Genomic DNA, 19,652 nt, shown 5'->3' with positions numbered 1-19,652 from the left:
AAAGAATGGCACACAAGAAAGGTCAAGGTTCAACTCAGAATAATCGTGATTCTATAGGTCGTCGTCTAGGTGTTAAAAAATTTGGTGGAGAATTTGTTCGTGCTGGCAACATCATCATCCGCCAAAGAGGAACAGCAACTCATGCGGGTAATAATGTAGGCATAGGAAAAGATCATACAATTTTTGCTTTAATTGATGGTTTTGTAAAATTCGAAAGAAAAGATAAAAATAGAAAAAAAGTTTCTGTTTATCCTGCATAATTTTAAGGCTACTTTGTAGCCTTTTTCTTCTTTTTAATCTTAATATATTAAAAAAAATATAATATCATTTTAAAAATTTATATTTTGGTGATTGTATGTTTATAGATAATGTGAAATTAGTTTTAAGTTCAGGTAATGGTGGCAAAGGCGCTGTGAGTTTTCGCCGTGAAAAACATGTTCCACTCGGTGGGCCTGATGGTGGCGATGGTGGAAATGGCGGCGATGTATATTTTATATGTGACAATAATACCCATACGCTAGCACACTTTAAAGGTAAGAAAGAACTTAAAGCACAAAATGGCCAGCCAGGCTTAGGTCGTAATAAAAACGGCAAAAGAGGGGAGAGTTTAGAATTAATCGTTCCTCAAGGCACTCAAGTAATTGACGCACAAAGTGGGGAAGTTTTGCTTGATATGTTAGTAGAGGGCCAAAAAGAATTATTTTTAAAAGGCGGTAAAGGTGGTCTTGGTAATACTCATTTTAAAAACTCTACTAATCAACGCCCAGATTATGCCCAACCGGGTGTGGCAGGAAAAACCTTAAGTGTGCGCTTAGAATTAAAACTCATAGCAGATGTTGGACTTGTGGGCTTTCCAAATGTAGGAAAATCCACTCTTATAAGCGTAGTATCTAATGCAAGACCTGAAATAGCTAATTATGAATTTACTACTTTAACTCCAAAACTTGGCATGGTTGAAGTAGATGATTATAATTCTTTTGTGATGGCAGATATCCCAGGTATTATAGAAGGCGCAAGCGATGGTAGGGGTTTGGGACTTGAGTTTTTAAGACACATAGAAAGAACTTCTTTTTTGCTTTTTGTGCTTGATCCATTAAGAGATATGAGCTTAAAAGAGCAATTTTGTATTTTAAGAAAAGAATTGGAAAAATTTTCAAGCAAGCTTTATGCAAGAAATTTTGGCTTAATGCTTTCAAAAAGTGATAGCGTAAATTTAGGCGAAGAATTTGCACAAAAAATAGAAGATGATTATAATGAGCTAAAAGCTTATTTGCAAAGTCAAAATAATCCGCAAAGTTTTTTCATCAAGGTTTCAAGCCTTGAAAAAACTGGACTTAAAGAGCTTAAATTTATGCTTTTAGAAGAAGTTAAAAAAATTAGAAGTCAAAATAATCTTTGATGAGTGAAAATTTAACTATAGATTTTATTCAAGAATATATCAAGTCTAATTTTAAAGGCTTGGTATATAAATTTACTTATAAAGAACATAGCTTTTTTTATAATCCCGATAAGGTTTTAAAAAACGGAGTTTATTTTTGCACTATTAAAGAAAATGATGGCATAAATGATAAAGCTTCGAATTTAAATAGAGAAGGTGTATTTCGTCTAAGTTGCTCTCTTTGTGATCAAGATTACCAAAATCTTTTTGGTAAAAAACCTAAAAAAGCTTTAAAGGGTGAGGTTGTTAGTTTAAATTATGATTTTTCTATGCTTGATTTTATCATGCCTCATCCAATTTATGCTTATATGGGATATATTTGCATCAACAACCCTTCTAGAAAAAATTTTGAAATTTTTAAAGATTATCTTGAGCTTTCATATCAAAAAGCTATAAAAACTTATAAAAAAAGGATAGTGGTATTATGAAAAATATCATTTTTATGGGAACTCCATCTTATGCAACTTGTATTTTAAAAGAGCTTGTTGATAAAGGGTTTAATATCCAAGCTTTATTTACTCAACCTGACAAACCTGTGGGTAGAAAGCAAATTCTAACTCCAAGTGATACTAAAAAATTTGTTTTAGAAAATAATTTAAATATAGAAATTTTCACTCCAAAAGACTTAAAAGATGAAAATATAATCAATGGAATAAAAAGTTTAAAACCTGATTTCATAGTTGTTGCTGCTTATGGGAAGATTTTACCAAAAGAAATTTTAGATATTGCCCCTTGTATCAATTTACATGCTTCCTTACTTCCTAAATATCGTGGTGCTTCACCTATACAAAGCGCTATTTTAAATGGGGATAAAATAAGCGGGGTTTGCACTATGCTTATGGAAGAAGGGCTTGATAGTGGTGCAATTTTAGAAAGTATAGAATGTGATATAGAAGGTAAAAATTCAGCTGAAGTGTTTATTATGCTTTCAAATTTAGCAGCTAAGCTTACTGTTTCTACACTTTTGAATTTTGAAAAAATTATCCCAAAAAAGCAAGATGAAAATTTAGTTACACATTGTAAAAAAATCAAAAAAGAAGATGGGTTGATTAATTTGGATAATGCAAGTGAAATTTATCAAAAATTTCTAGCTTTTACACCTTGGCCTGGAATTTTTTTAGAAAATGGTGTGAAATTTTTAGATATAGAATTAGTCGATAGTGAAAAAACTCAAAAATCAGGTGTGATTTTACAAATAGAGAAGGAAGGCTTTTTGCTTTCATGTACAAAAGGTGTTTTAAGGATTAAAAATTTACAAGAAAGTGGAAAAAAGGCTTTAGATGCTAAGACTTATTTAAATGGAAAAAGGTTAAAACTTGGAGATAGTTTATTTTGATGAGCTTGAATCAACTCAAATTTATTTAAGTGATAAAATTCGTAGTGGAGAAATTACTAACAATACAGCCATTTGTGCTTTTATCCAAAGTGCTGGTATAGGTAGTAGGGACAATGCCTGGCAAAGTAAGCAAGGAAATTTACATGTATCTTTTTGCATAAAAACTCAAGAATTAGCACAAGATCTTCCTTTGGCTTCTGCTAGTATATATTTTGCATTTTTAATGAAAGAAGTATTGCAAAGAAAAAATTCGAAAGTATGGATTAAATGGCCCAATGATTTTTATATAGAAGATAAAAAAATAGGCGGTCTGATGAGTTCTAAAATCAATGATTTTTTGGTTGTAGGAATAGGGATTAATCTTAAATATGCCCCATTTAATGCTGAAATTTTAGATATAGAAGTAGATATAGCAAAACTTTTAAATGAGTATTTTTCTTATGTAGATGAGAAAATTTTATGGAAGAATATTTTTAGCAAGTATATGCTAGAATTTGAAAAATCAAGAAATTTTTTTATACATAATGAAGGTAAGATTTTATCTTTAAAAGATGCTTTGTTGTATAAAGATGGTTCTATATTGTTAGATAATAAAAGGATATATAGTTTAAGATGAGTGAGATAATAACTATTGCAAATCAAAAAGGTGGGGTAGGTAAAACTACTACCGCTATTAATCTAGCGGCTTCTTTAGCAGTAGCTGAAAAAAAGGTTCTTTTGATAGATATTGATCCACAAGCTAATGCTACAACAGGACTTGGTTTTAATAGAAGTAATTATGAGTATAATATTTACCATGTTTTTATAGGCAGGAAAAAACTTTCTGAAATCATTTTAAAAACTGAACTTCCACAATTATACTTAGCTCCATCAAATATTTCTTTGGTTGGAATTGAACAAGAAGTAGTAAAAGAAAGCGGAGAATATAGAACGATTTTAAGAGAAAAAATTAAAGAAATTGCTAAAGATTATGATTTTATTATCATAGACTCACCTCCTGCACTTGGAAGTATTACGGTAAATGCTTTTGCAGCAAGCGATAGTGTTATTATCCCTATACAATGTGAATTTTATGCGCTTGAGGGTGTTGCGATGGTTTTAAACACCATAAAATTTGTGAAAAAAACTATCAATCCAAAGTTAAAAATAAAAGGTTTTTTACCAACTATGTATAGCTCACAAAATAATCTTTCAAAAGATACTGTGGAGGATTTAAAGCAAAATTTCAAGCAAAAGCTATTTAGAACAGGTGATAATGAAGATGATTTTATTATCATACCAAGAAATGTAAAACTTGCTGAAAGTCCAAGTTATGGAAAACCTATTATACTTTATGATATAAAATCCCCAGGTTCAGTAGCATATCAAAATTTAGCACATTCTATATTAGGATAAAAAATGGCAAAAAAAAGTGCATTAGGAAGAGGTTTAAGTAGTATTTTGGCTGATATTGATGAGGTTTATGAAAAAGAATTAGGATCAAAAGAAGGCAAAATAGAAGAAATTGATATAGATTTAATTAGTCCAAATCCTTATCAGCCAAGGAAAAATTTTGATACACAAGCTTTAGAAGAGCTTGCGGGGTCTATTAAAGAATATGGTTTAATTCAGCCTATTGTAGTTTTTAAAAAAGATGAATTTGATTATATTATAATAGCTGGCGAGAGAAGATTTAGAGCATGTAAGCTTTTAGAAAAAGAACAGATTAAAGCCGTAGTTTTAAATGTGGATGATATAAAATTACGCGAGCTTGCTTTGATTGAAAATATCCAAAGGGAAAATTTAAATCCTATAGAATTGGCACATTCTTATAAAGAATTATTGGAAATTCATGACATAACTCAAGAAAAATTAGCAGATCTTATTCACAAGTCAAGACCACAAATTGCTAATACCTTAAGACTTTTAAATTTAAATGAGCAAACACAAAATTTCATTATAGAAGGTAAAATTTCACAAGGTCATGCAAAAGTTTTAGTAGGACTTGAAAAAGAAGAAGAAAAAATGATAGTTGATACTATAATAGGTCAAAAACTTAATGTAAGAGATACAGAAAAACTGATTAAAAATTTTAAAAATTCAAATAATTTAGAAAAAAATACAAATTTAAATAAGCAAAATCAATCTATATTAAATTTAAAAGAAAAAATAGAATCTTTTGGATTTAAGACAGTGGTGAAAGATTTAAAAATTATTGTTAATTTTTCTGACGAAAATGAGATTTTAAAATTTTTAAAAATACTAGATTAAATATGCTTTTAGGTATATTTTGGTATAATTGCGCGTTTTATTTAGATTTATTTAGGAGTATTAATGTTTAATGATGTACATTTTTCCATCATGATAGCTACTGGTGTCATTTTTTTGCTCATGATAGCAATTTTAAATTCTATACTCTATAAACCTTTGATTAAATTTATGGATTCTAGAGATTTGACCATTAAAAATGACGAAGAAAAAATGAAAAAAAATTCTGATGATGTTTCAAATGTAGAAAATGAGTTGGAAAAAATTCATATACAAACAAGAGATGAGATTAATCAAATCAAAGTAAAAGCAGTAGAAGAAGCTAAAATAAAACAAGAAAAAGAATTATCAATAAAGAAAAAAGAATTAGAAGAACAAATGCATGTTTTTCTAAAAAGTCTAAGAGAAAAAGAAAAAGAATTAAAAGAAGAGATGCGGTTAAAAATGCCAGAATTTAAGCAAAGCTTTAAAGATAGCTTGAGTAAAATTTAAGGAAGATAAATGTTGAAAAAAATTACATTATTATTGGTGCTTCCTTTTTATGCTTTTGCAGCAGGTAATGGAAGTGGTGAGTATGATATTATCCCAAGAGCAGTTAATTTTGTTTTGTTTGCTGCTATTTTATATTATTTTATAGCAACACCTTTAAAGAATTTTTACCACGGAAGAATTGCAAAAATTGCCTCTAGGATGAATGAAATACAAGAAAAACTTATTGCAAGCAAAAATCATAAATTAGAAATGATGAAAAAATTAGATTTAGCTAAACAAGAAGCAATTAATGCAGTTGCTCTTGCAAAAAAAGAAGCAGAAATCATTACAGATAAAATAGAAGCTGAAACAAAAATGGAGATTAAGGCTTTAGAAAAAACTTATGAAGAACATAAAGAATATGAAATAAGAAGAATGGAAAAAGAAGTTGTGCAAGCGGTTTTAGAAGAAATTTTTGAAGATCAAAGTTTACAGCTTCAGCAAAAAGAAATTTTAAATATCATGATGAAAAAGGTGTCTTGATGGAAAGTGTAATTGCAAAAACCTATGCAAAAGCTATATTAGAAAGAAAAGATTTTGAAAATTTTTATTCAAATTTATTACAACTTAGTTCAGCTTTTGCTTCTGATAAATTTGTAAGTATTTTAAATGCTTATGAGCTTAAACAAGAAAAAAAATTAGATTTTATACTTTCTTTATTAGATAATCCAAGTGATGCTTTTAAAAATTTTATGAGCTTAGTTGTTGGCAACAATAGAGAGATGTTAATTCCAAGCATTACTAAAGAATTGAGTGAACAAAAAGCATTAAAAGAAAATGAATTTTTAGGGCAAGTTTATTCAAAAGAAAAATTAAGTGAAGAAGAAATTAAAAATTTAGAAGAAAAACTTAGTCTTAAATTCAACGCAAAGATTAGATTAGATAGTAAAATAAGTGATAATGACAGTGTAAAAATTAGCTTAGATGGACTTGGTTATGAAATTTCATTTTCAATGCAAAGCTTAAAAGCTAAAATGAATGAATATATATTAAAAGCAATTTAAGGAGACTTGATGAAATTTAAAGCAGATGAAATTAGTTCTATTATAAAAGAAAGAATTGAAAAATTTGATTTTAATCTTGAAATAGAAGAAACCGGTAAGATTATTTCAGTTGCTGATGGTGTTGCTAAGGTTTATGGTCTTAAAAATGCTATGGCCGGTGAGATGGTTGAATTTGAAAATGGCGAAAAGGGAATGGTGCTTAACCTTGAAGAATCAAGTGTTGGTATTGTTATTTTAGGAAAGGGACTTGGCTTAAAAGAAGGAAGTTCTGTAAAAAGATTAAAAAAACTTCTAAAGGTTCCAGTTGGTGATGCGTTGATAGGCCGTGTTGTGAATGCTTTAGGTGAGCCAATTGATGCTAAGGGAGCTATTGAAACAAGTGAATATCGCTTTGTGGAAGAAAAAGCAAAAGGTATTATGGCTAGAAAAAGTGTTCATGAACCATTACATACGGGTATTAAAGCTATTGATGCTTTAGTTCCAATTGGTAGAGGACAAAGAGAGCTAATTATTGGTGATAGACAAACGGGTAAAACTACTGTTGCAATAGATACGATTATTAGTCAAAAAGGTAAAGATGTTATTTGTATTTATGTGGCAATTGGTCAAAAACAAAGCACAGTGGCTCAAGTAGTTAAAAAGCTTGAAGAATACGGCGCAATGGATTATAGTATAGTGGTAAATGCAGGTGCTTCAGATCCTGCTGCATTGCAATATCTTGCTCCATATACAGGTGTAACTATGGGTGAGTATTTTAGAGATAACTCAAGACATGCGTTGATTGTTTATGATGATTTGAGTAAGCATGCTGTTGCCTATCGTGAAATGTCTTTGATTTTGCGTCGTCCTCCGGGTCGTGAAGCTTATCCAGGGGATGTATTTTATTTACATTCAAGATTGCTTGAAAGAGCAAGTAAATTAAGTGATGAACTTGGCGCAGGAAGCTTAACAGCATTACCTATTATTGAAACTCAAGCAGGGGATGTTTCAGCTTACATCCCAACCAATGTTATTTCAATTACCGATGGTCAAATTTTCTTAGAGACAGATTTGTTTAACTCAGGTATTCGTCCTGCGATTAATGTTGGTTTATCTGTATCTCGTGTTGGTGGTGCTGCACAAATTAAAGCAACAAAACAAGTTTCAGGTACCTTAAGACTTGACTTAGCTCAATATAGAGAATTGCAAGCTTTTGCGCAATTTGCAAGTGATTTAGATGAAGCAAGTAGAAAACAACTTGAGCGTGGACAAAGAATGGTTGAAGTTCTAAAGCAGCCTCCATATTCTCCGCTTTCAGCTGAAAATCAAGTAGTGATGATTTATGCAGGAACTAAAGGATATTTAGATGATATTGCAGTTTCAAAAATAGGAGAATTTGAAGCAGCCTTATATCCATTTATTGAAGCTAAATATCCAGAAATTTTTGAGCAAATTAGAACTAAAAAAGCTTTAGATAAAGATTTGGAAGAAAAATTAGCTAAAGCGTTGAGTGAGTTTAAAGCAAACCATATATAAGGTTTTTAAATGTCTAATTTAAAAGAAATAAAAAGAAAAATAAAAAGTGTTCATAATACACAAAAGACAACTAATGCTATGAAGCTTGTCTCTACTGCCAAATTAAGAAAGGCAGAAGAGGCAGCTAAAAAGTCAAAAGTTTTTGCTCAAAAAATTGATGAAGTTTTATCTGAAATTGCATTCAAGATTAATCAATACGAAGGACTTGATGATAAACTTCCGTTTTTTAGAAAAAAAGACAATGTTGAAAAAATGGATATTATTTTCATTACTGCTGATAAAGGTTTATGCGGTGGTTTTAACATTAAAACTATTAAAACAGTAAATGAAATGCTTGAAGATTGTAAAGCAAAAAAAATCAAGGTAAGATTAAGAGCTATTGGTAAAACAGGTATAGAGTATTTTAATTTTCAAAATATTGAAATTTTAGAAAAATATTTAGACACAAGCTCTAGCCCTGATTATGAAAAAGCTTGTGCTATTATTAAAAATGCAGTTGATGATTTTATAAATGAAGTTACAGATAAGGTTGTAATTGTACATAATGGCTATAAAAATATGATTTCACAAGAAATTCGTATTAATGAATTATTACCAGTGCAAGCTATTGCGAGCAAAGAAGAACAAGAGTCTCAATCTTTAATGGATTTAGAACCTGAAGATGAAGAAATTTTAAATGATTTATTAAAAACTTATTTTGAATATAATATGTATTTTTCTTTAGTTGATTCTTTGGCGGCTGAGCATAGTGCAAGAATGCAAGCTATGGATAATGCAACCAATAATGCAAAAGCTAGAGTTAAACAACTCAATTTAGCTTATAATAAAGCAAGACAAGAATCTATTACCACCGAATTGATAGAAATTATCAGTGGTGTTGAGTCAATGAAATAAATTTAGGAGTGATGATGCAAGGTTTTATTTCTCAAGTTTTAGGACCAGTGGTTGATGTTGAATTTAAAGAATATCTTCCACAAATTAACGAAGCTATAATTGTAAATTATGAATTAGAAGGAAAAGAATGCAAGCTAGTGCTTGAAGTAGCTGCGCATTTGGGTGATAATAAAGTAAGAACTATCGCTATGGATATGACTGATGGTCTTGTTAGGGGTTTAACGGCTGTTGCGACTGGAAACCCAATTAGCGTTCCAGTGGGCGAAAAAGTACTTGGAAGAATTTTCAATGTAACAGGTGATTTGATTGATGAGGGTGAAGAGATCAATTTTGATAAACATTGGTCAATCCATAGAGATCCACCTCCATTTGAAGAGCAAAGTACAAAAAGTGAAATTTTTGAAACAGGTATTAAGGTAGTTGATTTGTTAGCTCCTTATGCAAAAGGTGGTAAAGTAGGACTTTTTGGTGGTGCAGGTGTTGGTAAAACCGTTATTATTATGGAGTTAATCCACAATGTTGCATTTAAACATAGTGGTTATTCTGTTTTTGCAGGTGTTGGTGAAAGAACTCGCGAGGGTAATGATCTTTACAATGAAATGAAAGAAAGTAATGTTTTAGATAAAGTTGCATTATGTTATGGTCAAATGAATGAACCACCAGGAGCAAGAAATCGTATTGCTTTAACAGGTCTTACTATGGCTGAGTATTTTAGAGATGAAATGGGACTTGATGTGTTGATGTTTATTGATAATATCTTTAGATTTTCACAATCAGGTTCTGAAATGTCGGCACTTTTAGGAAGAATTCCTTCAGCCGTTGGCTATCAACCAACTTTAGCTAGCGAAATGGGTAAATTCCAAGAAAGAATTACTTCAACTAAAAAAGGTTCTATTACTTCAGTTCAAGCAGTTTATGTGCCAGCAGATGATTTAACAGACCCTGCTCCTGCAACTGTTTTTGCGCATTTAGATGCAACTACGGTTTTAAATAGATCAATTGCTGAAAAAGGTATTTATCCAGCTGTTGATCCGCTTGATTCTACTTCAAGAATGCTTGATCCACAAATTATTGGTGAAGAGCATTATAAAGTAGCTCGTGGAGTACAATCAGTACTTCAAAAATACAAAGATTTGCAAGATATTATTGCTATTTTAGGTATGGATGAATTGAGTGAAGAAGATAAATTGATCGTTGAAAGAGCAAGAAAAATTGAAAAATTCCTATCTCAACCATTCTTCGTTGCTGAAGTATTTACAGGAAGTCCTGGTAAATATATTAGTTTAGAAGATACAATAGCAGGTTTTAAAGGTATTTTAGAAGGAAAATATGACCATTTACCTGAAAATGCTTTCTATATGGTAGGTGGAATTGATGAAGTTATTGAAAAAGCAGAAAAACTTAAGGCTTAATAATGGATAATTTAATACATATAGAGGTGGTAACGCCTCTTGGTATGATTTACAATGATAATGTAAAATCTATTGTTCTTCCTGGAAGTGAAGGTGAATTTGGTGTTTTAAAAGGACATGCATCTTTAATTTCTTCTTTAAGGGCAGGGATTATAGATATAGAAAAATCAGATTCTACTCATGAGTTAGTTGCTATTGATTCAGGTCATGCGAAAGTTTCTGAAACGAAAGTAAGCGTTTTAGCAAAAGGTGCTGTGTGGGTTGGAGGAAATAGTGATAGTGAAATAGCAAAAAGATTAGCAGATGCAAAAGATTTAATCAAATCTATGAGTAGTGATAGTGTTGCTTTAGCTTCTACTTTTGCTAAGATGGATAATAATGTAAGGCAAAAATAGTGGATTTTCAATCAATTTTTCATTTTTTTGAAAATACAAGCTTAATTACTTATATTGTATTGGCTTGGCTTTCGGTGTATTTTATACTTAGTTTTAGTATTTTATTTTCAAGATTAATGCTTATTAATAAATGGATGCAAGATGAAAGTCAGGCTTTAGAAGCTTTGATGAGAGGAGAGAGGGATTTAAGCCAAAGTGCATCAATTTTAAAAAAATGTATTGAGATTGATGAAACTAAGATGAATATTTATAAAAATTCTGTTGAAAAAAAAGCCACAATTGGATTAACTTGGCTTAGTATTATTGCTTCAACCTCTCCTTTTATAGGTCTTTTTGGTACAGTTATTTCTATACTTGAAACTTTTGGTGGTTTAGAAATGCAAAATTCTTTGAGTATTATTGCGCCAAAAATTAGTGAAGCTTTGGTAGCTACAGGTTGTGGAATTTTAGTGGCAATTCCCGCATATAGTTTTCATTTGATTATCAAACGCAAAGCTTATGAACTAATTAATATTTTAGATAGTGAGATAAAAGTATTAGTAAGTTCAGCAAAGGTTTAATTGATGTTTTTAGAAGAAAAACCCGAACTAAATATTACACCTTTAGTGGATATTATGCTTGTATTGCTTGCTATTTTAATGGTAACAGCACCAAGTATTACATATGAAGAAAAAGTTCAACTTCCTCAAGGTTCACAAAAAACTTCAAGTGCTCCAAATATCAAAAGTTTAATTATAACAATTAATGCAAAAAAAGAAATTTTTATAGGAAAAGATAAATTTAATTTTTTAAGTTTTGCGGATAATATGAATGCATTAAAAGTGCAATATAATACTCAAGAAACAGTTTTCATTAGAGCGGATAAGAATTTAAAATATGATGATGTAATGAGTGTTTTAAGAACAATGAAGCATTTGGGTTTTCAAAAAGTTGCTTTGCAAACTGAGTAAAAAATGGAAGAAAATTCTACATATAATTTTAAAGCTTTTACTTATGCGATTTTAGTTTATTTTTTTGTTGTTTTTTTAGTATTTTTTAAGTTAGTCGAATATAAGCCAAAAGCTATTGAATATACCAATGATCCCAATAGTTTTATTAATATAGAACTTGGAGATAGTATAAATCAAAATCAAGTAAATATGATACAAGAGTTACAAAAGGAAAATTTGCAAAGTTTATTTGAAGAGAATCTTTTGCAAAAATACACTACAAATAAAAATGTTAATACTCAAAATGTAGAACAACAAGCTAGTGTTTTCAATGAGTTATTTGGCAAAATAGAAGACTATCAAGAAGAAAAAACTACAAAAGTGCAATCTTCAATGCCATCGAAAAAACCCACTTTTACTCAAAGAGAAAAAATCAATGATTTTTCTAAGCAATTAAATGAAAATCTACAAATTAATCAAGAACTAGGACAATCTGTTATAGAACAAAAAATAGGAGTTTATGATCAATTTTTAGGTGCTGTTAGAAAACATCTTGAAGATAGATGGAGAATATACAATCCTAGTGGTAATTTAAGTATAGAAGTAGAATTTGTAATTGATAATAACGGATATTTTTATTTGTTAAGTACCACTAGCGCACATAGTGATAATTTTGATAAAAAGGCAAAAGAATTTTTACAAAATTTAGAAGGAAAATACATAACTTTACCTCCAAATGGTAAAATAAGAAAAATTAAAATGAAACTTAGTGATATAATTGAGTTTAAAACGGAGAAGTGATGAAAAAAATATTAGCGTTTTTATTTTTTTGTTCAGTATTATTTGGGCAAGATGCGACAATATCTGTTGTAAATAAAGGTATGCAATTACCTAAAATTTATATTAAAGATCAATCAAGATTGAATGATTTAGATCTTAAAAAAAGCTTTTATAATATGCTTGTTAATGATATAAAAGTGAGTTCAAATTTTGAATTAACTCAAGATGAAAAACAAGGTGATTATATTTTTTCTTATGTTTTAAATAAAAATGGTAAGCTTTTGGATATTGATGTTGAAATTTTAGCTGCAAATGAAACAAAAACGAGATTTTATGAGCAAATTCTTTCCATTGAAGAATATCCATTTTTAGCACATAGAAGTGTCGCTCAAATGAATAGAAAATTAGGTTTTGCACCGGTTGATTGGATGGATCATAAAATTTTAATAGCTAGAACTCAAGGTAATAAGCAAAGTGATATTTTGTTAGCAGATTATACTTTAACTTATCAAAAGATATTAATATCAAAAGGTTTAAATTTATTTCCCAAATGGGCAAATAAAGAACAAGATGCATTTTATTTCACTGCTTATGAAGATGAAATTCCAACACTTTATAAATATAATATGAAAAATAAAAACATCACAAAAATCATTGCTAGTAAGGGTATGATGGTTGCTTCTGATGTTAGCGATGATGGTAAAAAAATTTTACTTACTATGGCGCCAAAAGATCAGCCAGATGTGTATTTGTATGATACAGATACAAAAGATTTAAAACAGATTACAAATTATACGGGTATTGATGTAAATGGCAACTTTGTAGATGATGATAAAAAAATCGTATTTGTATCAGATCGTTTAGGTTATCCAAATATTTTTATGCAAAATTTAGATTCTAATTTAACAGAACAAGTAGTTTTTCATGGTAAAAATAATTCTTCAGTTTCTACCTATAAACATTATATGGTTTATTCTAGCAGGGAGGTAAATCAAAGTGGGGTTTTTAATCTTTATTTAATGTCAACCAAAAGTGATTATATAAGACAACTCACTGCAAATGGTAAAAATCTTTTTCCAAGATTTTCAAGTGATGGAGAAAGTGTAGTATTTATTAAATATTTAGGTTCACAAAGTGCCTTAGGAGTCATTAGAATTAATGCAAATAGGGCTTTTCATTATGGTTTAAAGGTGGGTAAAATTCAATCAATTGATTGGTAAAATATCAAAATTGTATTTTTTTTGTTATAATTAAACATGATTTTTAAATAAAAAAGGGGAAAAGCAATGAAAAAAATCATTTTTGCTTCAATTACTGCATTTGCTGTTATTGTAAGTGGTTGTGCTACAAAAAATACTAGTGTAAGCAGTTCAAGTAGTGTAGATGGATCAAAAGGTAGTGGTGGTTCTGATAGATTTGAAAATCTTGAATCTTTAAATTCTATTGCAAATGTGTATTTTGATTTTGATAAATTTAATGTTAGAAAAGATATGCAAAAAGTTGTTGCAGATAATGCTGAAATTTTCAACAAAGAAGCCGCGAATGCTGCAATTGTAGTTGAGGGAAACTGCGATGAATGGGGAACTGATGAATATAATCAAGCTCTAGGTTTAAAAAGAGCTAAAGCTGTTAAAGAATCTTTAGTAGCTCAAGGTGTTAGCGCAGATAGAATAAGCGTAAAAAGTTATGGAGAAACTAATCCTGTATGTACTGAAAGAACAAAAGCTTGTGATGCGCAAAATCGTCGTGCAGAATTTAAATTATCAAAATAAGTTTTAAATAAATGAAAATCAAATTATTATCAGTAGCTCTTTTAGGAGCTACTTTTTTATACGCTGAAATTTCAGCATTTGATGCAGGAAAAGTAGATACAAAAACACCTTATGGCTTAACTCAAAATGAAAAATTACAATACGAAAATCAAGAACGCTTAAAAGCTTTAAATGAATATTATACTAATTTGACTAGTAAGATAAATACTGCTGTAGAAAATATAGAAGGTTTACAAAGTGTAACCGAGGGTTTAAATGCTCAATATTCTAAAGCAAATACAAAATTACTTTCACTAGAAGAAAACTATCAAAATTTTGATGCAAATATCACAAAAGAAATTCAAAATTTAAGAGCTTATGTAGAAGAAAATAGGCAAATTCAAGAAAAAAATCACCAAGAAATTCAAAAAGTATTGAGCGAAATAACAACTTTGATCAATAAAATTAATGATGATTATGTTTCTAAAGAAGATATGAACCAAACCATAACTTTTTTTCAATCGGAAATAGCTAGAGTGCAAAATCAAACAAATAATATCCAAGTTGTTCCTATTGCTAGTGAAAGCAATAAAACCCAAGAAGTCATTAAAGAAGTAAATACGACTTTGGAAAAAGAAATTGTTCAAGTGAAAGATGATAGTTGGAAAAAACTGCAATCTAGCGAAATTTTAAAAAAAGCTATTGATGAAACCAATAAAAATCAATTTGATGATGCAAAAGAAAAATTTGAGCATTTAATTAGTATCCATTATAAACCTGCTAGATCTACTTTTTGGCTTGGAGAGATAAGATATAAACAAAAAGATTATGCAGGCGCTTTGGGATTTTACAAAAAAAGTTCTGCTATAAGCACCAAGGGTGATTATGTGCCAAAATTACTTTATCATACGGCTATTAGCTTAGATAAAGTTGGGGATCCAAAAAGTGCTAATAAATTTTACAAAGCTTTAAAGACAGCTTATCCTGATAGTCCTGAAGCAAAAGTTTCGCCAGATAGAAAATAAAAAAGGAGATAAAATGGCTATAGAAAAAAATAGTGTAGTTTCAATGTTTTATGAGTTAAAAGATGCAAACACAAATGAAGTTTTAGAATCAAATATTTATGCTGAACCTATTTCTTTTATTTTAGGTAAGGGTCAAATTTTAGAAGGACTAGAAGAGGAAATTCAAAAACTTGATGCCCCATGTAATGCCGATATTGTGATAAAAAAAGAAAATGCTTTGGGTGAATATGATGCAAATGCATTGCAAACTTTACCAAAAGAACAATTTGCAGGGATTGATTTGCAAGTTGGTATGGAGCTTTTTGGCGAAGGCGAAGATGGTAATACAGTAAGAGTAATTGTTAGAGAAATTACTGAGAATGAAGTTACTATTGATTATAATCATGCTTACGCAGGAAAAGACTTGTTATTTTCAATTAATATTGTAGATGTTAGAGCTGCAAGTGAAGATGAAATTTTAACAGGAATTATTGCAGGTAGCAGAAGTTGTGGATGTGGTGGCGGAGGACATCATCATGATCATCATCACGGACATGGTGGTGGATGTTGTGGTGGCCACGGACATGGTGGTGGCGGTTGCTGCGGTGGACACTAATGAATAGTGCATTTATTTTCCCAGGCCAAGGCTCTCAAAGTGTTGGTATGGGGCTTAGTTTTTATGAGAATTCACTTAAAGCAAGAGAATTATTAGATTGTGCAAGTGATTATTGTAAAATTGATTTTAAAAATTTGCTTTTTAAGGAAAATGAAAATTTAAATAAAAGTGAATTTACGCAAATGGCCATAGTGTTAAACTCACTAATGGCTTATGAAGCTTTAAAAGAGCAAGCTAGTATAGAAGCTAAGTATAGTTTAGGCCATTCACTAGGAGAATTTAGTGCTTTAGCGACTCAAGGTGCATTTGACTTTTTAGGTGTTATAGCACTTGTTAACAAGCGTGGCCAATTTATGCAGGAGGATTGCTCTAAAATCGAAGCTGGTATGATGGTGGTTTTAGGACTTGAAGATAAAGCAGTAGAAGAACTTTGTCAAAAGGCATTAAGTGAGCAAAAAAGTATTTTTGCAGCTAATTATAATTGTGAAGGACAGATTGTAGTAGCGGGCTTAAAGCCTGATTTAGCTTCTTATGAGAGTGAGTTTAAGAATGCAGGAGCCAAAAGAGCTATGCTTTTGAATATGAGTGTTGCAAGCCATTGTCCATTATTAAAAAATGCGTCTTTAAAACTTACAAAAGAACTAGAGCTTGTGTTAAAAGATGATTTTAAAAGTGTAGTTTCAAATGTAAATGCAAAAATATATAGTGATAAAACTCAAGCTTTAACACTTTTAAGTGAGCAACTTATAAAGCCTGTTCTTTATAAACAAAGCATTAAAACAATAGACAATGAAGTGGATTTTTATATAGAATTTGGTGCGAGCGTGTTAAAGGGCTTAAATAAAAAAATCACTCAAAAAGAAACTTATGCTTTAAGTAAAATAGAAGATATTGATGAAATTCTAAAGGTGATTAAATGAAAATAGCTATTTTAGGAGCTATGCCCGAAGAGGTTACTCCTTTACTCGAAACATTAAAAGAATATCAAACAATTGAATATGCAAATAATACTTATTATATTGCAAAATACAAAAATCATGAATTAATCATCGCTTATTCTAAGATAGGGAAAGTAAATTCCACTCTTAGCGCGACTATTATGATAGAAAAATTTAAAGCTGAACTTATGCTTTTTACAGGAGTGGCTGGTGCTTTTAATCCTAGTTTGGAAATAGGGGATTTAATCTATGCTACAAAATTAGCTCAATATGATTTAGATATTACAGCTTTTGGACATCCGCTTGGTTATGTTCCTGGTAATGAAATTTTTATAAAAACAGACGATAAGCTTAATAATCTTGCCATAGAGGTTGCTAAAGAACTTGGTGTTAAATTACAATCAGGTATTATCGCTACGGGTGATGAATTTATTTGTGATGAGAATAAAAAAGCAAAAATTAGAGAAATTTTTAATGCAGATGCTTGTGAAATGGAAGGAGCTAGTGTGGCTTTGGTATGTGATGCTTTAAAAATTCCATGTTTGGTTTTAAGATCAATGAGTGATAAGGCAGGTGAAAAAGCTGAATTTGACTTTGATGAGTTTGTAGAAAAATCCGCTAAAATTTCAGCTAATTTTGTTTTAAAAATTTGTGAGAAATTATGATAAATCTTAGCAAAAGACTAATCAGAGAAGTTGCAAAAGCAAATGCTAAGTTTTCCTTAATAGGAGATAATGATAAAGTTTTATTAGGACTTAGTGGCGGGAAAGACTCTCTAGCTCTAGCTCATCTTTTAAAGCGTATGCAAGCACATGCACCTTTTAAATTTGAACTTAAAGCAGTAACTTTAAGTTATGGCATGGGTGAAGATTACACCAAACTTCATAATCACTGTAAAGAACATGGTATTGACCATGAGGTTATTGATTCTAATATTTATGAAATTTCAGGTGATACCATTAGAAAAAATTCAAGCTTTTGTAGCTATTTTTCAAGAATGAGGCGTGGTGCTTTATATACTTACGCCTTAGAAAATGGTTTTAATAAATTAGCCATAGCTCATCATTTAGATGATGCAGTAGAGAGTTTTTTTATGAATTTCATTTATAATGGTGCTCTTAGAAGTTTAGCGCCAAAATATAAAAGTAAAAGAGATATAGAAGTCATCCGTCCTTTGATTTTTGTAAGAGAAAGACAATTAAGGGAAAATGCTATTAATAATGAATTAGAAGTAATTGGTAATGAATTTTGTCCTGGTATGAAATTAAGTGAAAAAAATGTAAAATTTCCTCATGCTAGAGAAGAAGCTAAACAGCTTTTAGCAAATTTAGAAAAAGAAAATCCAAAATTATTTACGAGCTTAAAAACTGCATTTGAAAATATCCACACGGATAGTTTTTTCATGGTTAAGGATAATGACTAAACTTTTAATTATAGTTGATTATCAAAATGATTTTATCGATGGTAGCTTAGGTTTTGAAAAAGCTACCAAGATAAAAGATAATATTCTTACTCTTTTAAAAAATCATCAAGGTGATGTTGTTTTTACTTTTGATACGCATGATGAGAATTATTTAAAAACCCAAGAAGGAAAAAAACTGCCTATTTATCATTGTATTAAAGATACTTTTGGTTGGCAAATGCCAAGCGATTTTGATGTGTATTTAAAAAATGCAAAAAAAATCTTTTATAAGAATGCTTTTGGTAGTTTAGAATTGGCTAATTTTTTAAAACAAAATCATTATGAAAGTATAGAATTTTGTGGCTTAGTTTCGCATATTTGTGTATTTAGTAATATTATTTTAGCTCAAAGCGCCACGCCTAATTCTAAAATTATTTTACATAAAAATGCTACTGCAAGTTTTAATGAATCTTTAGAAAATAGTGCTTATGAAATTTTACAAGCTTATGGCATAGAGCTTTTATAGATGCAAGGCTTTATTTTGCACACTCAGAGCGTAAAAGATGAGGATTTGATTGTTTATCTTTTAAGTGCCAAAAAAGTTATTAAAAGTTATAGATTTTACGGAATGAGACATTCTAATATTCTAAATGGATATAAGATTGATTTTGAACTTGAAGAAAGTTCTAGATTTTTACCGCGCTTAAAAGATGTTTTACATATTGGATTTTCTTGGGTTTTAGATAGAGAAAAAATGTTTTTTTGGCAAGAATTTATCAGGCTTTTTTATTGGCATTTAAAAGATGTTGAGGAGATTGATAGTTTTTATTTTGAGCTTTTAGAAGATTGTGCTAAGCGTTTTGAAAAACAAGATTGCAAGCGTGTGATTGTGGATGCTTATTTAAAGATTATAAGCTTTGAAGGGCGCTTGCATAAGGATTTTATTTGCTTTTTATGTGATGAGTGTATAAAAGAAGATATTGTATTGATAAGGGCTTTTTTGCCTGCACATAAAAAATGTGCTTTTGGCTATGAGTTTAAAGCTGAAGATCTTGTGAGGTTTTATGAAAATTTTAATTCATCGCATTTTAGCGATGAATATATTGATAATTTATATAAAATCATTAAAGAGGGTTTTTAAGAGTAATATCATACATCATAATAGCCTCTTGTCTTAATTTTGCGATGATATTTGCACTATCAATATGTGTATTTTTTATAATAGCTTCCTTACTATTTTTAATATCTTCAAGCAAATTTCCAAGTTGTTTTTGGGAGCTTTGTAAGCAAGTGCTTATACATTTTGGTTGTGTTTGTTGTAAAACTTGCTCGAAATTTAAACTATGATTGTTAAGCTTTGAAGCATGTGCTGCTAGATTATTTGCACTTGTTCTAATGCCACCTAATGCTTTGTAAATCCCTTTTGAATTGATATGAGCTGCCATGAACCTTCCTTGTTT

The 19,652-nt window shown here is 29.9% G+C and carries 27 protein-coding genes; 26 read left to right on the top strand and 1 reads right to left on the bottom strand.

Annotated features, from left to right (window positions below; genetic code table 11):
* Nucleotides 1-5 precede the first annotated feature (5 nt).
* From rpmA to recO, 26 genes are all read left to right on the top strand, one after another.
* Complete coding sequence (rpmA, locus tag L8X33_RS01315) at nt 6-260, top strand: 50S ribosomal protein L27 (RefSeq protein ID WP_039649045.1); 255 nt, start codon at nt 6-8, stop codon at nt 258-260.
* Between the two features lie 95 nt (nt 261-355).
* A complete protein-coding gene (gene obgE / locus L8X33_RS01310; protein WP_133319676.1) occupies nt 356-1,399 on the top strand; it encodes a GTPase ObgE in 1,044 nt (347 codons plus the stop codon).
* A complete protein-coding gene (locus L8X33_RS01305) occupies nt 1,399-1,866 on the top strand; it encodes a DUF6194 family protein (protein ID WP_133319675.1) in 468 nt (155 codons plus the stop codon). Before obgE ends, L8X33_RS01305 begins: the two co-directional genes overlap by 1 nt.
* Nucleotides 1,863-2,774, top strand: coding sequence for a methionyl-tRNA formyltransferase (gene fmt / locus L8X33_RS01300; RefSeq protein WP_263659712.1), 912 nt, complete (start codon nt 1,863-1,865; stop codon nt 2,772-2,774). The genes L8X33_RS01305 and fmt overlap by 4 nt, the downstream gene beginning before the upstream one ends.
* Entirely contained in the window at nt 2,755-3,390 is a 636-nt protein-coding gene (locus tag L8X33_RS01295) for a biotin--[acetyl-CoA-carboxylase] ligase (RefSeq protein WP_263659713.1), read from the top strand. The genes fmt and L8X33_RS01295 overlap by 20 nt, the downstream gene beginning before the upstream one ends.
* A complete protein-coding gene (locus tag L8X33_RS01290; protein ID WP_012660935.1) occupies nt 3,387-4,169 on the top strand; it encodes a ParA family protein in 783 nt (260 codons plus the stop codon). Before L8X33_RS01295 ends, L8X33_RS01290 begins: the two co-directional genes overlap by 4 nt.
* A gap of 3 nt (nt 4,170-4,172) precedes the next feature.
* Nucleotides 4,173-5,024, top strand: coding sequence for a ParB/RepB/Spo0J family partition protein (locus L8X33_RS01285; protein ID WP_263659714.1), 852 nt, complete (start codon nt 4,173-4,175; stop codon nt 5,022-5,024).
* Between the two features lie 63 nt (nt 5,025-5,087).
* Nucleotides 5,088-5,513 carry a FoF1 ATP synthase subunit B' gene (locus tag L8X33_RS01280; protein ID WP_263661938.1) on the top strand — a complete coding sequence of 142 codons (426 nt, stop codon included), beginning with the start codon at nt 5,088-5,090 and terminating at the stop codon, nt 5,511-5,513.
* A 9-nt stretch (nt 5,514-5,522) separates the two neighbouring features.
* Nucleotides 5,523-6,035, top strand: coding sequence for a F0F1 ATP synthase subunit B (locus L8X33_RS01275; RefSeq protein ID WP_263659715.1), 513 nt, complete (start codon nt 5,523-5,525; stop codon nt 6,033-6,035).
* Nucleotides 6,035-6,556 carry a F0F1 ATP synthase subunit delta gene (locus tag L8X33_RS01270; RefSeq protein ID WP_133319669.1) on the top strand — a complete coding sequence of 174 codons (522 nt, stop codon included), beginning with the start codon at nt 6,035-6,037 and terminating at the stop codon, nt 6,554-6,556. Before L8X33_RS01275 ends, L8X33_RS01270 begins: the two co-directional genes overlap by 1 nt.
* Before the next feature lie 9 nt (nt 6,557-6,565).
* Nucleotides 6,566-8,071, top strand: coding sequence for a F0F1 ATP synthase subunit alpha (atpA, locus tag L8X33_RS01265; protein ID WP_133319668.1), 1,506 nt, complete (start codon nt 6,566-6,568; stop codon nt 8,069-8,071).
* 9 nt (nt 8,072-8,080) lie between these two features.
* Nucleotides 8,081-8,965, top strand: coding sequence for an ATP synthase F1 subunit gamma (gene atpG, locus L8X33_RS01260; RefSeq protein ID WP_263666800.1), 885 nt, complete (start codon nt 8,081-8,083; stop codon nt 8,963-8,965).
* A 14-nt stretch (nt 8,966-8,979) separates the two neighbouring features.
* Nucleotides 8,980-10,377 (top strand): F0F1 ATP synthase subunit beta, encoded by a 1,398-nt coding sequence (atpD, locus tag L8X33_RS01255; RefSeq protein WP_133319666.1) that lies wholly within the window; start codon nt 8,980-8,982, stop codon nt 10,375-10,377.
* A 2-nt stretch (nt 10,378-10,379) separates the two neighbouring features.
* Nucleotides 10,380-10,772: an ATP synthase F1 subunit epsilon gene (atpC, locus tag L8X33_RS01250; protein ID WP_133319665.1), complete on the top strand. Its 393-nt coding sequence runs from the start codon at nt 10,380-10,382 to the stop codon at nt 10,770-10,772.
* Complete coding sequence (locus L8X33_RS01245; protein WP_220566504.1) at nt 10,772-11,332, top strand: MotA/TolQ/ExbB proton channel family protein; 561 nt, start codon at nt 10,772-10,774, stop codon at nt 11,330-11,332. The genes atpC and L8X33_RS01245 overlap by 1 nt, the downstream gene beginning before the upstream one ends.
* Complete coding sequence (locus L8X33_RS01240) at nt 11,333-11,722, top strand: ExbD/TolR family protein (RefSeq protein ID WP_133319663.1); 390 nt, start codon at nt 11,333-11,335, stop codon at nt 11,720-11,722.
* Nucleotides 11,723-11,725: 3 nt separating this feature from the next.
* Nucleotides 11,726-12,502, top strand: coding sequence for a TonB C-terminal domain-containing protein (locus L8X33_RS01235; RefSeq protein ID WP_133319662.1), 777 nt, complete (start codon nt 11,726-11,728; stop codon nt 12,500-12,502).
* Nucleotides 12,502-13,701 (top strand): Tol-Pal system protein TolB, encoded by a 1,200-nt coding sequence (gene tolB / locus L8X33_RS01230; protein WP_263661935.1) that lies wholly within the window; start codon nt 12,502-12,504, stop codon nt 13,699-13,701. The genes L8X33_RS01235 and tolB overlap by 1 nt, the downstream gene beginning before the upstream one ends.
* Nucleotides 13,702-13,767: 66 nt before the next feature.
* The gene (gene pal, locus L8X33_RS01225; RefSeq protein ID WP_133319660.1) at nt 13,768-14,253 is read left to right on the top strand and encodes a peptidoglycan-associated lipoprotein Pal; all 486 of its coding nucleotides are present in this window, start codon (nt 13,768-13,770) and stop codon (nt 14,251-14,253) included.
* Nucleotides 14,254-14,264: 11 nt separating this feature from the next.
* Complete coding sequence (locus L8X33_RS01220) at nt 14,265-15,257, top strand: tetratricopeptide repeat protein (protein ID WP_220566502.1); 993 nt, start codon at nt 14,265-14,267, stop codon at nt 15,255-15,257.
* A gap of 13 nt (nt 15,258-15,270) precedes the next feature.
* Nucleotides 15,271-15,852 carry an FKBP-type peptidyl-prolyl cis-trans isomerase gene (locus L8X33_RS01215; RefSeq protein WP_263659718.1) on the top strand — a complete coding sequence of 194 codons (582 nt, stop codon included), beginning with the start codon at nt 15,271-15,273 and terminating at the stop codon, nt 15,850-15,852.
* Nucleotides 15,852-16,772: an ACP S-malonyltransferase gene (gene fabD, locus L8X33_RS01210; RefSeq protein ID WP_263661642.1), complete on the top strand. Its 921-nt coding sequence runs from the start codon at nt 15,852-15,854 to the stop codon at nt 16,770-16,772. The genes L8X33_RS01215 and fabD overlap by 1 nt, the downstream gene beginning before the upstream one ends.
* A complete protein-coding gene (locus tag L8X33_RS01205; RefSeq protein ID WP_133319656.1) occupies nt 16,769-17,455 on the top strand; it encodes a 5'-methylthioadenosine/adenosylhomocysteine nucleosidase in 687 nt (228 codons plus the stop codon). Before fabD ends, L8X33_RS01205 begins: the two co-directional genes overlap by 4 nt.
* Nucleotides 17,452-18,213 (top strand): ATP-binding protein, encoded by a 762-nt coding sequence (locus L8X33_RS01200; protein ID WP_263669750.1) that lies wholly within the window; start codon nt 17,452-17,454, stop codon nt 18,211-18,213. Before L8X33_RS01205 ends, L8X33_RS01200 begins: the two co-directional genes overlap by 4 nt.
* Entirely contained in the window at nt 18,206-18,718 is a 513-nt protein-coding gene (locus L8X33_RS01195) for a cysteine hydrolase family protein (protein ID WP_220566498.1), read from the top strand. The genes L8X33_RS01200 and L8X33_RS01195 overlap by 8 nt, the downstream gene beginning before the upstream one ends.
* A complete protein-coding gene (recO, locus tag L8X33_RS01190) occupies nt 18,719-19,333 on the top strand; it encodes a recombination protein RecO (protein ID WP_263669749.1) in 615 nt (204 codons plus the stop codon).
* Here recO and L8X33_RS01185 read toward each other — a convergent pair.
* Nucleotides 19,317-19,637 (bottom strand): hypothetical protein, encoded by a 321-nt coding sequence (locus tag L8X33_RS01185; RefSeq protein WP_133319652.1) that lies wholly within the window; start codon nt 19,635-19,637, stop codon nt 19,317-19,319. The two genes, recO and L8X33_RS01185, sit on opposite strands and share 17 nt — an antisense overlap.
* Nucleotides 19,638-19,652 lie beyond the last annotated feature (15 nt).

Origin of the sequence: Campylobacter sp. CNRCH_2014_2849, assembly GCF_025772845.1 — a bacterium.
Classification (GTDB): Bacteria; Campylobacterota; Campylobacteria; order Campylobacterales; family Campylobacteraceae; genus Campylobacter_D; species Campylobacter_D lari_D.
The sequence above is the reverse complement of the archived record's forward strand: the minus strand, read 5'-3'. Positions and strand labels throughout refer to the sequence as shown.

What these genes read in the sequence shown, in the direction of transcription:
- L8X33_RS01290 (WP_012660935.1), top strand. Translation starts at nt 3,387, where the DNA reads ATGAGTGAGATAATAACTATTGCAAATCAAAAAGGTGGGGTAGGTAAA.
- L8X33_RS01200 (WP_263669750.1), top strand. Translation starts at nt 17,452, where the DNA reads ATGATAAATCTTAGCAAAAGACTAATCAGAGAAGTTGCAAAAGCAAAT.
- L8X33_RS01275 (WP_263659715.1), top strand. Translation starts at nt 5,523, where the DNA reads ATGTTGAAAAAAATTACATTATTATTGGTGCTTCCTTTTTATGCTTTT.
- fabD (WP_263661642.1), top strand. Translation starts at nt 15,852, where the DNA reads ATGAATAGTGCATTTATTTTCCCAGGCCAAGGCTCTCAAAGTGTTGGT.
- L8X33_RS01205 (WP_133319656.1), top strand. Translation starts at nt 16,769, where the DNA reads ATGAAAATAGCTATTTTAGGAGCTATGCCCGAAGAGGTTACTCCTTTA.
- atpA (WP_133319668.1), top strand. Translation starts at nt 6,566, where the DNA reads ATGAAATTTAAAGCAGATGAAATTAGTTCTATTATAAAAGAAAGAATT.
- atpC (WP_133319665.1), top strand. Translation starts at nt 10,380, where the DNA reads ATGGATAATTTAATACATATAGAGGTGGTAACGCCTCTTGGTATGATT.
- L8X33_RS01195 (WP_220566498.1), top strand. Translation starts at nt 18,206, where the DNA reads ATGACTAAACTTTTAATTATAGTTGATTATCAAAATGATTTTATCGAT.
- pal (WP_133319660.1), top strand. Translation starts at nt 13,768, where the DNA reads ATGAAAAAAATCATTTTTGCTTCAATTACTGCATTTGCTGTTATTGTA.
- L8X33_RS01185 (WP_133319652.1), bottom strand. Translation starts at nt 19,637, where the DNA reads ATGGCAGCTCATATCAATTCAAAAGGGATTTACAAAGCATTAGGTGGC.
- obgE (WP_133319676.1), top strand. Translation starts at nt 356, where the DNA reads ATGTTTATAGATAATGTGAAATTAGTTTTAAGTTCAGGTAATGGTGGC.
- atpG (WP_263666800.1), top strand. Translation starts at nt 8,081, where the DNA reads ATGTCTAATTTAAAAGAAATAAAAAGAAAAATAAAAAGTGTTCATAAT.
- L8X33_RS01215 (WP_263659718.1), top strand. Translation starts at nt 15,271, where the DNA reads ATGGCTATAGAAAAAAATAGTGTAGTTTCAATGTTTTATGAGTTAAAA.
- L8X33_RS01270 (WP_133319669.1), top strand. Translation starts at nt 6,035, where the DNA reads ATGGAAAGTGTAATTGCAAAAACCTATGCAAAAGCTATATTAGAAAGA.
- L8X33_RS01220 (WP_220566502.1), top strand. Translation starts at nt 14,265, where the DNA reads ATGAAAATCAAATTATTATCAGTAGCTCTTTTAGGAGCTACTTTTTTA.
- tolB (WP_263661935.1), top strand. Translation starts at nt 12,502, where the DNA reads ATGAAAAAAATATTAGCGTTTTTATTTTTTTGTTCAGTATTATTTGGG.
- atpD (WP_133319666.1), top strand. Translation starts at nt 8,980, where the DNA reads ATGCAAGGTTTTATTTCTCAAGTTTTAGGACCAGTGGTTGATGTTGAA.
- fmt (WP_263659712.1), top strand. Translation starts at nt 1,863, where the DNA reads ATGAAAAATATCATTTTTATGGGAACTCCATCTTATGCAACTTGTATT.
- L8X33_RS01235 (WP_133319662.1), top strand. Translation starts at nt 11,726, where the DNA reads ATGGAAGAAAATTCTACATATAATTTTAAAGCTTTTACTTATGCGATT.
- recO (WP_263669749.1), top strand. Translation starts at nt 18,719, where the DNA reads ATGCAAGGCTTTATTTTGCACACTCAGAGCGTAAAAGATGAGGATTTG.
- L8X33_RS01305 (WP_133319675.1), top strand. Translation starts at nt 1,399, where the DNA reads ATGAGTGAAAATTTAACTATAGATTTTATTCAAGAATATATCAAGTCT.
- L8X33_RS01280 (WP_263661938.1), top strand. Translation starts at nt 5,088, where the DNA reads ATGTTTAATGATGTACATTTTTCCATCATGATAGCTACTGGTGTCATT.
- rpmA (WP_039649045.1), top strand. Translation starts at nt 6, where the DNA reads ATGGCACACAAGAAAGGTCAAGGTTCAACTCAGAATAATCGTGATTCT.
- L8X33_RS01285 (WP_263659714.1), top strand. Translation starts at nt 4,173, where the DNA reads ATGGCAAAAAAAAGTGCATTAGGAAGAGGTTTAAGTAGTATTTTGGCT.